16 protein-coding genes are annotated in these 14788 nt (G+C 68.2%); 4 read left to right on the top strand and 12 right to left on the bottom strand.

The window, feature by feature from the left end; genetic code table 11:
- Positions 1–16 precede the first annotated feature (16 nt).
- The 12 genes from phoU to EV685_RS01845 form a co-directional block, all read right to left on the bottom strand.
- Positions 17–724 carry a phosphate signaling complex protein PhoU gene (gene phoU / locus EV685_RS01790; protein WP_130480270.1) on the bottom strand — a complete coding sequence of 236 codons (708 nt, stop codon included), beginning with the start codon at positions 722–724 and terminating at the stop codon, positions 17–19.
- A 14-nt stretch (positions 725–738) separates the two neighbouring features.
- Entirely contained in the window at positions 739–1524 is a 786-nt protein-coding gene (pstB, locus tag EV685_RS01795) for a phosphate ABC transporter ATP-binding protein PstB (RefSeq protein WP_130480271.1), read from the bottom strand.
- Between the two features lie 25 nt (positions 1525–1549).
- A complete protein-coding gene (pstA, locus tag EV685_RS01800; protein WP_130480272.1) occupies positions 1550–2413 on the bottom strand; it encodes a phosphate ABC transporter permease PstA in 864 nt (287 codons plus the stop codon).
- Positions 2414–2415: 2 nt separating this feature from the next.
- Positions 2416–3393 (bottom strand): phosphate ABC transporter permease subunit PstC, encoded by a 978-nt coding sequence (gene pstC, locus EV685_RS01805; protein WP_130480273.1) that lies wholly within the window; start codon positions 3391–3393, stop codon positions 2416–2418.
- Between the two features lie 139 nt (positions 3394–3532).
- Complete coding sequence (pstS, locus tag EV685_RS01810; RefSeq protein WP_130480274.1) at positions 3533–4582, bottom strand: phosphate ABC transporter substrate-binding protein PstS; 1050 nt, start codon at positions 4580–4582, stop codon at positions 3533–3535.
- 184 nt (positions 4583–4766) lie between these two features.
- Positions 4767–6101: a phosphoglucosamine mutase gene (gene glmM, locus EV685_RS01815; protein ID WP_130480275.1), complete on the bottom strand. Its 1335-nt coding sequence runs from the start codon at positions 6099–6101 to the stop codon at positions 4767–4769.
- 105 nt (positions 6102–6206) lie between these two features.
- Positions 6207–6989, bottom strand: coding sequence for a dihydropteroate synthase (gene folP / locus EV685_RS01820; protein WP_130480930.1), 783 nt, complete (start codon positions 6987–6989; stop codon positions 6207–6209).
- A 156-nt stretch (positions 6990–7145) separates the two neighbouring features.
- On the bottom strand, positions 7146–7352 hold the full coding sequence (locus EV685_RS01825) for a zinc-finger domain-containing protein (protein WP_130480276.1): 207 nt from the start codon (positions 7350–7352) through the stop codon (positions 7146–7148).
- Positions 7353–7388: 36 nt separating this feature from the next.
- Positions 7389–8321, bottom strand: a complete 933-nt coding sequence (locus EV685_RS01830; protein WP_130480277.1) for a branched-chain amino acid transaminase — start codon at positions 8319–8321, stop codon at positions 7389–7391.
- A gap of 51 nt (positions 8322–8372) precedes the next feature.
- Entirely contained in the window at positions 8373–9128 is a 756-nt protein-coding gene (locus tag EV685_RS01835) for a sensor histidine kinase (protein WP_130480278.1), read from the bottom strand.
- Between the two features lie 10 nt (positions 9129–9138).
- Positions 9139–10008 (bottom strand): response regulator transcription factor, encoded by an 870-nt coding sequence (locus EV685_RS01840; RefSeq protein ID WP_130480279.1) that lies wholly within the window; start codon positions 10006–10008, stop codon positions 9139–9141.
- Between the two features lie 94 nt (positions 10009–10102).
- The gene (locus EV685_RS01845; RefSeq protein ID WP_130480280.1) at positions 10103–10771 is read right to left on the bottom strand and encodes a ParA family protein; all 669 of its coding nucleotides are present in this window, start codon (positions 10769–10771) and stop codon (positions 10103–10105) included.
- A gap of 64 nt (positions 10772–10835) precedes the next feature.
- Between EV685_RS01845 and kefF the strand changes: the two genes are divergently transcribed.
- The 4 genes from kefF (at position 10836) to EV685_RS01865 (ending at position 14771) form a co-directional block, all read left to right on the top strand.
- The gene (gene kefF / locus EV685_RS01850; protein WP_130480281.1) at positions 10836–11486 is read left to right on the top strand and encodes a glutathione-regulated potassium-efflux system oxidoreductase KefF; all 651 of its coding nucleotides are present in this window, start codon (positions 10836–10838) and stop codon (positions 11484–11486) included.
- 10 nt (positions 11487–11496) lie between these two features.
- A complete protein-coding gene (gene kefC / locus EV685_RS01855; RefSeq protein WP_130480282.1) occupies positions 11497–13311 on the top strand; it encodes a glutathione-regulated potassium-efflux system protein KefC in 1815 nt (604 codons plus the stop codon).
- 74 nt (positions 13312–13385) lie between these two features.
- Complete coding sequence (locus EV685_RS01860) at positions 13386–13817, top strand: NfeD family protein (RefSeq protein ID WP_130480283.1); 432 nt, start codon at positions 13386–13388, stop codon at positions 13815–13817.
- Positions 13818–13847: 30 nt separating this feature from the next.
- Entirely contained in the window at positions 13848–14771 is a 924-nt protein-coding gene (locus EV685_RS01865) for an SPFH domain-containing protein (RefSeq protein ID WP_130480284.1), read from the top strand.
- The last annotated feature ends 17 nt before the right edge of the window (positions 14772–14788 follow it).

Genomic DNA, 14788 nt, shown 5'->3' on the forward strand with positions numbered 1-14788 from the left:
TCGGCTCCGGGGCTTGTCAGCGCACCACCGACTCGACGACGTCGAGCGGGTTGTGGCGCACGTCGGTGCCCTTGACGATGTAGATGATCTGCTCGGCCAGGTTCTTGGCGTGGTCGCCCACGCGCTCGATGGCCTTGGCCACGAAAACCAGGTCGATCGAGGCCGAGATCGTGCGCGGGTCTTCCATCATGTAGGTGATGAGCTTGCGCATCAGGCCGTCGAACTCGGCATCGATCTCGTTGTCCTGCTTGATGACTTCCAGCGCCTGCTGGGCATCCAGACGGGCAAAAGCATCGAGCGCCTTGCGCAACAGCGCGGCGGCCAGTTGCGATTCGAAGGTCACGTCACTGACCGGCAGACGCAGGCGGCTGGACACGCCGGTGTTGACCAGTCGCTCCACGGTGCGGGCGATGCGGGCGGCCTCGTCGCCGACACGTTCGAGGTTGCCGATGGTCTTGGACACCGCGATCAGCAGGCGCAAGTCACGCGCCGTCGGCTGACGCCGGGCGATGATGGTCGACAGGTCACGGTCGATCTCGACCTCGAGCTGGTTGACCCGTTCCTCGGTCGAAATGACCTGCGCGGCCACGTCGCTGCTGAAGTTGGCCAGGGCCCAGACGGCCTGGACGACCTGGGACTCGACCAGCCCCCCCATTTCGAGCACGCGGGTCGAGATGGCGCTGAGTTCGGCGTCGAACTGGCTGGACAGATGCTTTTCCATGATGGGCTCCTGGCGCTTCAGCCGAAGCGGCCGGTGATGTAGTCCTCGGTCTCGCGACGCTTGGGCTGCATGAAGATGTCTTTCGTCGCGCCGAACTCGACCAGGTCGCCCAGGTACATGTAGGCGGTGTAGTCCGAGCTGCGCGCGGCCTGCTGCATGTTGTGGGTCACGATCACGACCGTGTAGTCGCTCTTGAGCTCGTCGATCAGCTCCTCGATCTTGCCCGTGCTGATCGGGTCCAGCGCCGAACAGGGTTCATCGAGCAGCAGGACCTCGGGCTTGATGGCGATGCCGCGCGCAATGCACAGGCGCTGCTGCTGACCACCCGACAGGCCCGAGCCGCTCTTGTCGAGCTTGTCCTTGACCTCGTTCCACAAGGCGGCCTTCTTCAAGGCCCATTCGACCCGCTCGTCCATCTCGACCCGCGGCAGGTTCTCGAACAGCTTCACGCCAAAGGCGATGTTGTCGTAGATCGACATCGGGAAGGGCGTGGGCTTCTGGAACACCATGCCGACGCGGGCACGGACCAGCGAGACGTCGTCCTTGGAGGTCAGGATGTTCTCGCCGTCCAGCAGGATCTCACCCTCGGCGCGCTGCTCGGGGTAGAGCTCAAACATGCGGTTGAAGGTGCGCAGCAGCGTCGACTTGCCGCAGCCCGACGGCCCGATGAAGGCAGTGACCTTCTTCTCGGGAATGTCCAGGTTGATGTTCTTCAGGGCGTGGAAGTGCCCGTAGTAGAAGTTGAGGTTGCGCACCGCCAGCTTGGTCTGGCCGGTCACGCTGTTGTCCACCTTGGCGTCCATGGTCTGGGATCTCCGACGGGTTCGTTCAGTGCTTGTTGCGCAGGAAGACACGCGCGACGATGTTGAGCGCGAGCACGCCCACGGTGATCAGGAAGACGCCGGCCCAGGCCAGCTTCTGCCAGTTCTCGTAGGGGCTCATCGCGAACTTGAAGATGGTCACCGGCAGGCTGGCCATGGGCTCGACCAGGCTGGCGGTGAAGAACTGGTTGGACAGCGCCGTGAACAGCAGCGGCGCGGTCTCGCCCGAGATGCGGGCAATGGCCAGCAGCACGCCCGTGATGACGCCGGCACGGGCCGACTTCAGGGTGATGGTCAGGATGACCTTCCACTTCGGCGTGCCCAGCGCATAGGCCGCCTCACGCAGCGCGTTCGGGATCAGGCTGAGCATGTTCTCGGTCGTGCGGATCACCACCGGCACCACGATCAACGCGAGCGCCAGCACGCCGGCGAAGCCCGAGAAGCTCTTGAAGCGTGCGACCCAGACCGCGTAGATAAACAGGCCGATGACGATGGACGGCGCCGACAACAAGATGTCGTTGATGAAGCGCGTGGTGCGGCCCAGCCAGGTGTCGACACCGTATTCGGCCAGGTAGATGCCCGCGAGGATGCCCACCGGCGTGCCGATCAGCGTGGCCAGCGTGACCATGATCAGGCTGCCGAAGATGGCGTTGGCCAGACCCCCGGTCTCGGCCTGCGGCGGCGGGGTCATCTCGGTGAACAGCGACAGGCTCAGCCCGCCGATGCCCAGCGTGATGGTCTCCACCAGGATCCACATCAGCCAGAAGATGCCGAAGGCCATGGCCCCCAGCGACAGGGTCAGCGCGATCTGGTTGACCAGCTTGCGGCTGCGGTGCCGGGCCAGACGGGTGGCGTGCAGGGTGGCGTCCATGATCAGCGTCCCTCGCCCTTCTTGAGTTGGGCCAGCAGGATTTTCGAGAAGGTCAGCACCACGAAGGTGATGAAGAACAGCACCAGACCCAAATAGATCAGCGAAGCCTGATGCAAGCCTTCGGCGGCCTCGGCGAACTCGTTGGCCAGCGCCGAGGTGATGCTGTTGGCAGCCTCGAAGACAGACAGCGAGTCGAGCTGGTTCATGTTGCCGATCACGAAGGTGACCGCCATGGTCTCGCCCAGCGCGCGGCCAAGTCCAAGCATGACGCCGCCGACCACGCCGGTCTTGGTGTAGGGCAGGACGACCTTGGAGACAACCTCCCAGGTGGTCGCGCCCAGCCCGTAGGCGGATTCCTTGAGCATCGGCGGCGTGACCTCGAAGACGTCGCGCATCACCGAGGCGATGAAGGGAATGATCATGATGGCCAGGATGACACCGGCCGAGAAGATGCCGATGCCCACCGGCGGGCCGCTGAACAGCGAGCCGATGAAGGGCATGCCCTGGGTCAGCGCCTGCAGCGGTTGCTGCACATAGGTGGCGAGCACCGGACCGAAGACCAGCAGGCCCCACATGCCGTAGACGATCGACGGCACGGCCGCGAGCAGTTCCACCGCGATGCCCAGCGGCCGCTTGAGCCAGCCGGGCGACAGCTCGGTCAGGAAGAGCGCGATGCCGAAGCTCACGGGCACCGCGATCAGCAGCGCGATGATGGAGGTCATCAGCGTGCCGTAGATCATCACCAGGCCGCCGTAGCGGTTCTGGACCGGATCCCATTCCGCCGTCCACAGGAAAGACAGGCCGTATTCGCGGATCGCCGGCATCGCCCCGATCACCAGGGATCCCAGGATGCCGGCCAGCAGGGCCAGCGTCAGCCATGCGGCGCCCTGGGCCAGGCCCGCGAACACCGCGTCGGCCCAGCGCAGTCGCTTGACCGGTCGCGGCGCGGGCGAGCCGGATGTCACGTTGTCAGAAGTCATGGTCGGCAAGGAAGCGGCGGGTAGGGTGGCTGCCACGGAACCTCCAGGTGCGCATCACGTTGAAAGGCCCGGCGGCGAGGCATCTTGCCTTGCGCCCGCCGGGCCGTGTAGGGGGTAAATCAGCGCCGGAGCGCCCGCGTCACTTGTAGGCGACGGCGCTGCCGTCTGCACCCTTGATGACGCCCCACTGCTTGCGCACCAGTGCCTTGACCGGGTCGGGCAGCGCCACGTACTCGAGGTCGCTGGCCATCTTGTCGCCCTGGGTGTAGGCCCACTCGAAGAACTTCAGCGAGGCGCTGGCCTGGGCCGGCTTGTCCTGCTTGGCGTGCATCAGGATGAAGGTGGCGCCCGTGATCGGCCAGCTGTCCTTGCCCGGCTGCTCGGTCAGCACCTGGTAGAAGGACTTGTTCCAGTCCGCACCGGCAGCAGCCGCCTTGAAGTTGGCATCGTCGGGCGACACGTAGTTGCCAGCCGCGTTCTTCAGCTGCACGTGCGACATCTTGTTCTGCTTGGCGTAGGCGTACTCGACATAGCCGATCGAGTTGGGCAGGCGCTGCACGAAGGCCGACACGCCCTCGTTGCCCTTGCCACCCGCACCGGTCGGCCAGTTGACGGCGGTGCCCTCACCGACCTTGGCCTTCCACTCGGCGTTCACCTTCGACAGGTAGTTGGTGAAGATGAAGCTGGTGCCCGAACCGTCGGCGCGACGCACGACCGAGATCGCGGCGTCCGGCAACGGCACGCCGGCGTTCAGCTCGGCGATGGCCTTGTCGTCCCACTTGGTGATCTTGCCCAGGTAGATGTCGCCGAGCACAGCGCCGGTCAGCTTGATCTGGCCCGGTTGGATGCCCTTGATGTTGACCACCGGCACCACACCGCCGATGACCGTCGGGAACTGGATCAGGCCATCCTTGGCCAGTTCCTCATCGGTCAGCGGCGCGTCGGAGGCACCGAAGTCGACGGTCTTGCCCTTGATCTGGCGGATGCCAGCACCGGAGCCGACCGATTGGTAGTTGATGCGCGCACCGGTCGCCTTGTTGTAGGCATCGGCCCACTTGGCATACACCGGCGCCGGGAAGGAGGCGCCCGCGCCCGTCACGTCCTGGGCTGCGACCGAGCCGGCAGCGCCGAAGAGCGCCACGGCGGTCAGGCCGGAAGCGAAGGAGGAGAGCCAGTTGACGTTCTTCATGGTGGATCGACCTTTCTAGTCCAGGACGCAACTTGCGTCGACGTCTGGACTGTAGAAAGGCTCCATGACGGTCATGTGACAGTCGTTGTCACGATGACCGCTTCCTCAGCGGGAATGCTGCACAAACCACACCGGGCCCCCGCCCGGGCCCGTCACATGACCGGCAGCAACGGTCACAAAGCCGTCATGCGGCGACGGCCGCAGCGGCCAGACGATCGGCGCAGGCCCTGGCCACGCTGGCGTCTTGCGCCTCGACCATCACGCGCAGCACCGGCTCGGTGCCGGAGGCGCGGATCAGCACCCGGCCCGTTTGCCCCAGCTCGCGGCCGATGGCGGCCTGTTCCTCGGCCAGCACGGTGTTGGTCTTCCAGTCCGAGCCGTTCTTCAAGCGGACGTTGATCAGCGTCTGCGGGAACAGCTCGACGCCCTCCAGCAGCTCGGCGATCGAGCGGCCGTTGCGCTGCTGCGCCTGCAGCACCTGCAGCGCGCTGACGATGCCGTCGCCGGTCGTGTGCTTGTCCAGCGCCAGCAGGTGGCCCGAGCCCTCGCCGCCCAGCTGCCAGCCGTGGCGAACCAGCTCTTCGAGCACGTAGCGGTCGCCGACCTTGGCACGCACAAAATCAACGCCCCGGCGGCCGAGCGCCAGTTCGACGGCCATGTTGGTCATCAGCGTGCCGACCGCGCCGCGCACCGGCTCGCCCTGGGCCAGCCGGTCGGCCACCATGACGTAGAGCAGTTCGTCGCCGTTGTAGAGACGGCCGGAACGGTCGACCAGCTGAAGGCGGTCGGCATCGCCGTCGAGCGCGATGCCGTAGTCGGCGCCGTGCTGGGCCACCGCAGCGACCAGGGCCTGTGGCGAGGTGGCGCCCACGCCGTCGTTGATGTTGATGCCGTCGGGCTCGCAGCCGATCCGGATGACGTCGGCGCCCAACTCGTGGAAGACATCCGGTGCGACGTGATAGGCGGCACCGTGGGCCGCGTCGACGACGATCTTCAGGCCCTTGAGCGACAGCTCGTTGGAGAAGGTCGACTTGCAGAACTCGACATAGCGGCCGGGCGCGTCCGACAGCCGGCGCGCCTTGCCGATGCGCGAGGAATCGGCCCATTGCGGCGGCAGGTCGATGGCAGCCTCGACCTCCAGCTCCCAGGCATCCGACAGCTTCTCGCCCCGGGCCGAGAAGAACTTGATGCCGTTGTCCATGTAGGGGTTGTGCGAAGCGCTGATCACCACGCCCAGGCTCAGGCGCAGGGCCCGCGTCAGGTAGGCCACCGCTGGCGTGGGCAGCGGGCCGGTCAGCATCACGTCGACGCCGGCCGAGTTCAGGCCCGCCTCCAGTGCCGACTCCAGCATGTAGCCGGAGATGCGCGTGTCCTTGCCGATCAGCACCACCGGGCGCTCGTGGGTGCCGCTCAGCACGCGACCGACGGCGTGGCCCAGGCGCAGCACGAAGTCGGGGGTGATGGGCGAGACACCCACTTCGCCGCGGATGCCGTCGGTGCCGAAATACTTTCTGCTCATGTCTGCTCGCTGGGTCGTTGCGGCTGCCCGCGACAGGCGGGTCCGCCGGTGGGTGGCGCGCCACCCGGTGATCGGCCTTCGCGACCGTCAGGCCGCCAGCCTAGGTCAAGCCTCGGTGGGGAACAAGCCGGCGGCACGCCAAACCGCCAGCGCATCGACCGTTGCCGCCACATCGTGCACACGAATGATTCGGGCGCCATGTTGCACCGCAGCCAAGGCCGCCGCGACGCTGCCGTGCACCCGCTCGCCGACCGCCCGTCCCGTGACCGCACCGACCGAGGACTTGCGCGACCAGCCCGCCAGCACCGGATAGCCCAGCGCCAGCAGCGAACGCTGTCCCGGCAACAGGGCGAAGTTCTGCTCAACCGTCTTGCCGAAGCCGATGCCCGGATCGAGCGTGATGCGCGCCGCCGCGATGCCCGCCGTGCGGCAGGCCTCGGCGCGGGCCCAGAGGAAATCCGCCACCTCGGCGACCACGTCGACATACTGCGGCGCCGCCTGCATCGAGCGCGGTTCGCCCTGCATGTGCATCAGGCAGACGCCACAACGCGGGTGGGCGGCCACCAGGTCCAGCGCGCCCGGCTCCTGCAAGGCACGGATGTCGTTGACGATGTCCGCCCCCAGGTCCAGCGCGGCGCGCATCACCGCCGGCTTGCAGGTGTCGACCGAGACCGGCACCCCGAGCGTCAACGCGCCCCGCAGCACCGGCAGCACACGCGCCAACTCGTCGGCCAGGCTGACCGCCGGCGCGCCGGGGCGGCTGGATTCGCCGCCGATGTCGAGGATCTCGGCGCCCTCATCGAGCAAGCGCTCGGCGTGCGCCAGCGCCTCAGCGGCGCCGCGTCCGCCATCGGAGAAGGAATCGGGCGTGACATTGACGATGCCCATCACGCGCGGGTGGCTCAGGTCGATGTCATGCCGGGTGGTCTGCCAGATCTTCACGGACGTGTCGTCCTCCAGGTTGCGGATGGATACAAGGCCACAAACGACTGCGGGACGGCTCAGCCGTCCCGCAGGGTGTCGTTCGTCAGGCCCAGCGCGGCATCAGTGGTGGGCGTGAACCTTCTCGCCGGCCTTCAGGCGGTAGACCGTGCCGCAATAGGGGCACTTGCCTTCGCCGTTCTTGACCACATCGATGTAGACCTTGGGGTGGTTGCTCCAGAGGTCCTGTTTCGGGTTCGGGCAGGCCACCACGCCGGGACCTTGCAGGTCGGCAGCGACAACTTCGACAACGGCTTTCGGGGTGCTCATGGGTGCGTTCCTTGCTGCGTGTTGCTCAAGCGAGGCTCAAACCGGGGTCAGCCACTCGGCGTACTTCGGGTTGCGGCCGTTGACGATGTCGAAGAAGGCCGACTGGATCTTCTCGGTGATCGGCCCGCGCGAGCCAATGCCCAGCTCGATGCGGTCGAGCTCGCGGATCGGCGTCACCTCGGCAGCGGTGCCGGTGAAGAAGGCCTCGTCGCAGATGTAGACCTCGTCGCGGGTGATGCGCTTCTGCACGATCTCCATGCCCAGGTCACGGGCGATGTGGAAGATGGTGTTGCGGGTGATGCCGTTGAGCGCACCGGCCGACAGGTCGGGCGTGTAGATCACGCCGTTCTTGACGATGAACAGGTTCTCGCCCGCGCCTTCGCTGACGAAGCCCGACGGGTCCAGCAGCAGGGCCTCGTCGTAGCCCTCATCGACCGCTTCCATGTTGGCCAGGATCGAGTTGGTGTAGTTGCTGACCGCCTTGGCCTGCGTCATCGTGATGTTGACGTGGTGGCGGGTGTAGCTGGAGGTCTTGACGCGGATGCCGCGCCGCAGGCCCTCTTCGCCGAGGTAGGCACCCCAGGTCCAGGCTGCGACCATCAGGTGGATGGTGTTGCCGCGCGGGCTGACGCCGAGCTTCTCCGAGCCGATCCAGGTCAGGGGGCGGATGTAGCCGCTCTCCAGGCCGTTCTCACGCACGACGGCACATTGCGCGGCGCTGACCTGTTCCTGCGTGAACGGGATCTTCATGCGCAGGATCTTGGCGCTGTTGAACAGCCGTTCGGTGTGCTCGCGCAGGCGGAAGATCGCCGTGCCCTGGGCCGTCTTGTAGGCGCGCACGCCTTCAAAGGCGCCGCAGCCGTAGTGCAGTGTGTGGCTGAGCACGTGGATCTTGGCGTCGCGCCAGTCCACCATCTCGCCGTCCATCCAGATCTTTCCGTCTCGGTCGTGCATCGACATGGGTTGCATCCTCTTTCGGGGCCGCGATTGTAAGTCGGGCCTTTTGGGTGATTTCGTCGCTCAGGGCTCGGCGGCCAGCGGCAGCACCACCGTGAACACGGTGCCTCGACCGGGCGTCGAACGCAGCGCCAGGCCCAGCCCCATCGCGTCGACCATCTGCCGGACGATGCTCAGGCCCAGGCCGACACCCCGACGCGACTCGCCCGGCCGGCGTGCTGCGGCCGTGCCGCGGTGGCCGGGCTCGAACAGGCGCTGGACCTCGTCCTCGCGCAGTCCCACGCCGCTGTCCCAGACTTGCAGCAACACCTGCGTGCCCCGCCGCCTCGCGGCCACCAGCACGCCGCCATCGTCGGTGTAGCGCACGGCATTGCCGATCAGGTTGCGCATGACCCGCTCCAGCAGGCGCGGATCGGCGTCGACCCGCAGGTGCGCGCCACGCCAGCGCAGGTCCAGGCCACGGTCGAAAGCGAGCGGCTGCAGGGCCGGCTGCAGGCGCTGGTAGAGCTCGCCCAGCCGCAGCGGCACGCTCTGCGACTGCAAGGTGCCGGTGGCGCCCCGGCTGTAGTCGAGCAGGTCGTCGATCTGGTGTTCGAGCGCCGCCAGCGTCGCACCCAGTTGGCCAACGATGGCGGCGCTGGTGGCATCCAGAGGGCGGGCCTTCAGGGCGTGGACCAGGAGTCCGATCGCGTGCATGGGCTGGCGCAGGTCGTGGCTGGCGGCCGCCACGGCCTGCAACAGGACGCCGGCCTGTTGCGGGGTTAATGGCAAGGGCGAGTGCAAGGGCAAGGGCTCCGCGCCGGCGCCATCCGGTGGCATCGTCAGGCGCTCAGTGAGACGCGGCCACAGGCGTTGCGGTCACGCCTGAGGCTTGCGGACTGAATTGATGCCGCACCGCGATCACCGCCTGTGTGCGCGAGCTGACGCCCAGGCAGCGCAGCACGGCCGCGACATGGTCCTTGATGGTCTCGACCGACAGCCCCATCTCGCGCGCGATCAGCTTGTTGGGCTTGCCCTCCAGCAGCAGCGCCAGCACCTCGGACTGGCGCGGGGTCAGGCCCAGCGACTCCAGCGAGGTCGGGCTGATCAGCGCCTCCCGGGCGGCAACCCGGTCCACCGGCGTCGGCGCCATCGGCAGCCCGGCATCGAGCAAGGGCTGGGACGGGCTGGCGCGCAAGGTCCTGGCGACGACTGGTGGATCCACATCAAGCGCGGCGCCAGACACGCCCGCCTGCGCCGTGCGGCCGTCAACCGCAGGGTCCTGTCCGACGGGCCAGGCGACCATCGTCGGCCCCAGGCCACCGGCGCCGCTGAACATCTCGGGCACGAAGACGCCGCCCGACATCACCAGCAGCAGGGCCTCGAACAGCATCTCGTTGGTTGCGCGCTTGGGCACGAAGCCCATCGCGCCGCCGTCGATGCAGCGGTCAAGGTCGGCCGGGTCCTCGGAGGCCGACACCACCACGACCGGCAGTTGCGGGTGGGCCGCGCGCAGCTCGACCAGGAAGTCGTAGCCGTCGTGTGCGCCCAGGAACAGGTCCAGCAGGACCAGGTCGAAGCCGTGTGAGCCGAACAACAGGTTGCGGGCCTCGTCGACCGTCTCGGCACCGACCACCCGAACCCCCTCACCCAGTCCACGCACGACGTTCTGCATCGCCGCCAGGATCAGCGGGTGGTCGTCGATCATCAGGACCTTCATGGCGGGACTCTCGGGCGCGGCAGCGGGATAGCCAGTTTAGGGATCCTGCCGATGGGGGCTTCCCCCTTTGCGGGGATTGCAGGGTCCGGGCGATTCAGTGCCGGTCGACCCAGTCACACAGCGGCGCCCACTGTTCCAGGTCCCGCGCGACCCGGCCGGGCGCGACATCCCACAGGCTGGAGCCGTGCGCCGCGAGGTGGACGTAGTTGTGGGTGTCGCGCAGCAGACCCAGCACCGGCACGTCGATCTGCTCGTGCAGCCTGGCCAGGAACTGTTCGAGCTGCTCGGCTGCGTGGGTGTGCTCACGCACGCGGTTGCCGATCACGGCGATCGGCACCTCGGCATGGCGACGGCGCTGGCGCAGCTCGACGATGAATTCGCGCGTGGCGTAGATGTCGAACACGCTGGCCTGCAGCGGCACCACGATGGCGTCGGCCGCCTTCATCACCGCGTCCAGGCGCTTGCCCTGCAGGCCGGCGGGCGTGTCGATGACGGCGTGGCGCGCGCCCTTGGGCAGCTTTCCCAGCGCCTCGGCGTCGGTCGTCCACAGGCCGATGCGGGGCAGCTCAGGTGGCCGCAGCGACAGCCACAAGGCACCGGACTCCTGCCGGTCGACGTCGGCCAGCACGACCGGCGTCCGGTCGTCGTCGGGGGACGCGTTCGCCCGATCGGCCTCGCGCCGGGCCAGGTAGCCGGCCAGGTTGGTGGACAGGGTCGACTTGCCGACCCCGCCTTTCGGGTTCGCCACCACGTAGACGCTCATCGCCGCGCTCCTCCTCGTGACGGCAGCGCCGCTCGGCCGCCGATTCCTGAGCTATGTTAGCGACGTGAAGCCAACCGACCCGCCCTCCTCCGCCCGCGTCCTGGTGCTGCTGGCCCATCCGGACCTGCACCGCTCGCGCGTCAACCGCCGGCTGGCCCAGGCCGCCCGCGACCTGCCGCCCGGCCGCGTTGAGGTCCGTGACCTCTACGCCCTCTACCCGGACTACGCGCTCGACGTGGCCGCCGAACAGGCCGCTCTGAGCGCGGCCGATCTGGTGGTCTGGCTGCACCCGATCCAGTGGTACGCCCCACCGGCGTTGATGAAGCTCTGGATCGACGAGGTGCTGACGCTCGGCTGGGCCTACGGCCATGGCGGCGACGCCCTGCAGGGCAAGGACCTGTGGCTGGCCTGCTCCACCGGCGCCCGCGAGGAGGCCTACCACCCCACCGGCTACAACCGCCACTTCTTCGACGCCTTCCTGCCGCCGCTGGAACAGACCGCCGCGCTGTGCGGCCTGCGCTTCCTGCCGCCGCTGGTGCTGCACGGCGCACATGCGCTGGACGCGCCGCAAATCGAGGCCCACGCGGCGCTGTTCGCACAACGTCTGGCCAGCTACCCGGACTGGCCCGAACTGGCCACCCTGCCGGACTGTGAGGCCTGCGTCACGCCGGATCAGGACCGCCCCCGCAGCGGCGACGTCGCCGCCCTGTCATGAACACCTGCCCATGAACGCCCACGACAACTGGCTGCTGACCAGCCTGATCTTCTTCGCCGCCGCCGTGGTCGGCGTGCCCTTGGCCCGTGCGCTGGGGCTCGGCGCCATCATCGGCTACCTGATCGCCGGCATCGTCATCGGCCCGTCGGGGCTCGGTCTGATCGGCGACCCGCAGACCGTCCTGCATGTGGCCGAGTTCGGCGTGGTGCTGATGCTCTTCCTGGTCGGACTGGAGCTGGAGCCGCGCCGGCTCTGGTCCCTGCGCCGGCCGATCTTCGGCTGGGGCGGCGCGCAGTTGCTGGGCTGCACGCTGGCATTGACCGGGGTCGCGTTGCTGCTGGGACTGCCGTGGCGCTGGGCGCTGGTCGGCGCGCTCGGGCTGGCCCTGTCGTCCACCGCCGTGGCCCTGCAGGTGCTGCAAGAACGCAACCTGCTGAACGCACCGGCAGGGCAGTCGGCCTTTGCGATTTTGCTGTTCCAGGACGTCGCGGCCATCCCCATCCTGGCCTTGCTGCCGCTGCTGGGCAGTGGCCAGGCGGCGGCAGGCAATCCGTGGGTCGAGGCCGGCAAGGCGATCGTCGTGATCGCCGCCATCGTCTTGGGCGGCCGGCTGCTGCTGCGCCACGGCCTGCGCTGGGTGGCGTCGAGTCGCACGCCGGAGGTCTTCACCGCCGCCTCGCTGGGTCTGGTGGTCGGCATCGCCGCGCTGATGCAGGCGGTCGGCCTGTCGATGGCGCTGGGCGCCTTCCTCGGCGGCGTGCTGCTGGCCGAGAGCGAATACAAGCGCGCGCTGGAGACCGACGTCGAGCCCTTCAAGGGCCTGTTGCTGGGCCTGTTCTTCATGGCCGTGGGCATGAGCATCGACTTCGCGGTGCTGCTCGAACAGCCCTGGGTCGTTGCCGGGCTGCTGCTGGGGTTCCTGCTGGTCAAAACCGTGGCGCTGATCGCCCTGGCCCGTGCCATGGGCATCGCGCGGGGCGAGCGGCCGGTCTGGGTGCTGCTGCTGGCGCAAGGCGGCGAGTTCGCCTTCGTGGTTTTCCAGCAGGCCGCCGGAGCGGGCGTGTTCGATGCCGCGACCGCTTCCTTGCTGGTCGGCGCGGTGGCCCTGTCCATGCTGGTCTCGCCGCTGCTGCTGGTGGCCCTGGACCGCTGGCTGCCGGCACCGAAGACGCCCGCCGTCGACCCGGACGCGCAGACGCTGGACAACGAACCGGCCGAGGCGCCGGTGATCGTCTGCGGCTACGGCCGCTACGGCCAGATCGTCGGTCGGCTGCTCTACGCCAGCGGCTTCAAGGCCACGCTGCTGGACCACGACCCCGAACAGGTCGAGGTCATGCGCCGATTCGGCTTTCGCACCCACTACGGCGACGCGACCCGGCTGGACCTGCTGCGCAAGGCCGGCGCGGCCGAGGCCCGTGTCATCGTCGTCGCGGTCGATGACGTCGAGCAGAGCCTGAAGATCGTCGACCTGGTGCAAGCCCATTTCCCGCAGGCTCGCCTGGTGGCGCGGGCCCGCAATGTCCAGCACTTCTACGAGCTGCGCGCACGCGGTGTCGAGCACATCGAGCGCGAGACCTTCGAGGCCGCGCTGTCGAGTGGCCGCAGCGTGCTCGAACTGCTGGGCCACGAACGGCACCACGCCTGGCAGCTCGCCACCAGCTTTCGCCGCTTCAACCGGGGCATGCTCGAGACCAGTCGCCACCACCGTGGCGACCGCGACAAGCTGATCGCGCTGGCCAAGCAAGGCAGCGCCCAGCTCGAAGACCTGTTCGCCCAGGAACGCGCCGCCCGCGAACGACCACGGCGGGGTGCATGGGAAGACTGAGTCCGACCGCGCCGGCTGTCATGACCCGCCTCCTACACTGAACCGGCTCTTCAACCCACGCGGAAGGACACACGATGCAACCCGCCCACCTGTGGTGGATCGCTGCGGCTCTGGCCGTGGCGGCCGAGCTGGCCACCGGCACCTTCTACCTGCTGATGCTCGCGATCGGGCTGGCCGCCGGGGCGCTGGCGGCGCACGGCGGACTGGGCCTCACCGGCCAGATCGTCAGCGCCGCCGTCGTCGGCGCCGGCGCGGTCGCGCTGTGGACCTGGCGGCGCGGCCAGACGCCCGGCGGACCGGCGGCCACGGCCGACCCCGGTCTGAACCTCGACATCGGCGAGACGGTGCACGTCACCGGCTGGGACGCCGATGGCAGCGCCCGCGTCCACCACCGTGGTGCCAACTGGACGGTGCTGTGGGATGGCTCACCGAATGAGCCACCGCCCGGTCCCGGCACCTACACGATCCGCGCGCTGCGCGGCAACCGCTTCATCGTCGGACGCTGAGGCGTCCGGCCACTCAAGACTGGAACCTCCATGGAAACCATCGCCCTTGTCCTGCTGGTCGTCGCGATCATCTTCGTGGTGCGCACCATCAAGGTCGTGCCCCAGCAGCACGCCATCGTGGTCGAGCGCCTGGGCCGTTACCACGCCACGCTCACGCCCGGCCTGAACTTCGTCATCCCCTTCGTCGACCGCGTGGCCTATGGACACTCGCTCAAGGAGATCCCGCTGGACGTTCCCAGCCAGGTCTGCATCACGCGCGACAACACCCAGCTGCAGGTCGACGGGATCATCTATTTCCAGGTCACCGACGCCAAGCTGGCCAGCTACGGCAGCAGCAACTACGTCATGGCCATCACCCAGCTGGCGCAGACCACGCTGCGCAGCGTGATTGGCAAGATGGAGCTGGACAAGACCTTCGAGGAGCGCGAGCTGATCAACGCGGCGGTCGTCGCCGCGCTGGACGAGGCGGCGCTGAACTGGGGCGTCAAGGTGCTGCGCTACGAGATCAAGGACCTGACGCCGCCGGCCGAGATCCTGCGGTCGATGCAGGCCCAGATCACCGCCGAGCGCGAGAAGCGCGCGCTGATCGCCGCTTCCGAAGGCCGGCGCCAGGAGCAGATCAACATCGCCACCGGCCAGCGCGAGGCCTTCATCGCCCGTTCGGAAGGCGAGAAGCAGGCCGAAATCAACAAGGCGCTGGGCGAGGCCGCCGCGATCACCGCCGTGGCCGAGGCCACCGCCGACGCGATCCGCAAGATCGCCGCTGCCATCGAGCAACCCGGCGGCACGCAGGCGGTCCAGCTCAAGGTCGCCGAGAAGGCGGTCGACGCCTACGGCCAGTTGGCCAAGACCAACAACACGATGATCGTGCCGGGCCACATGGGCGAGGTCGCCGGGCTGATCGGCACGGCCATGGCGCTGTTCAAGCAGGGCGACGCAGCACCCAAGGCCTGAGGCAGCAGCCCTCTCGG

This window comes from Sphaerotilus mobilis, from assembly GCF_004216565.1.
In the GTDB taxonomy this organism is placed as follows: Bacteria; Pseudomonadota; Gammaproteobacteria; order Burkholderiales; family Burkholderiaceae_C; genus Sphaerotilus; species Sphaerotilus mobilis.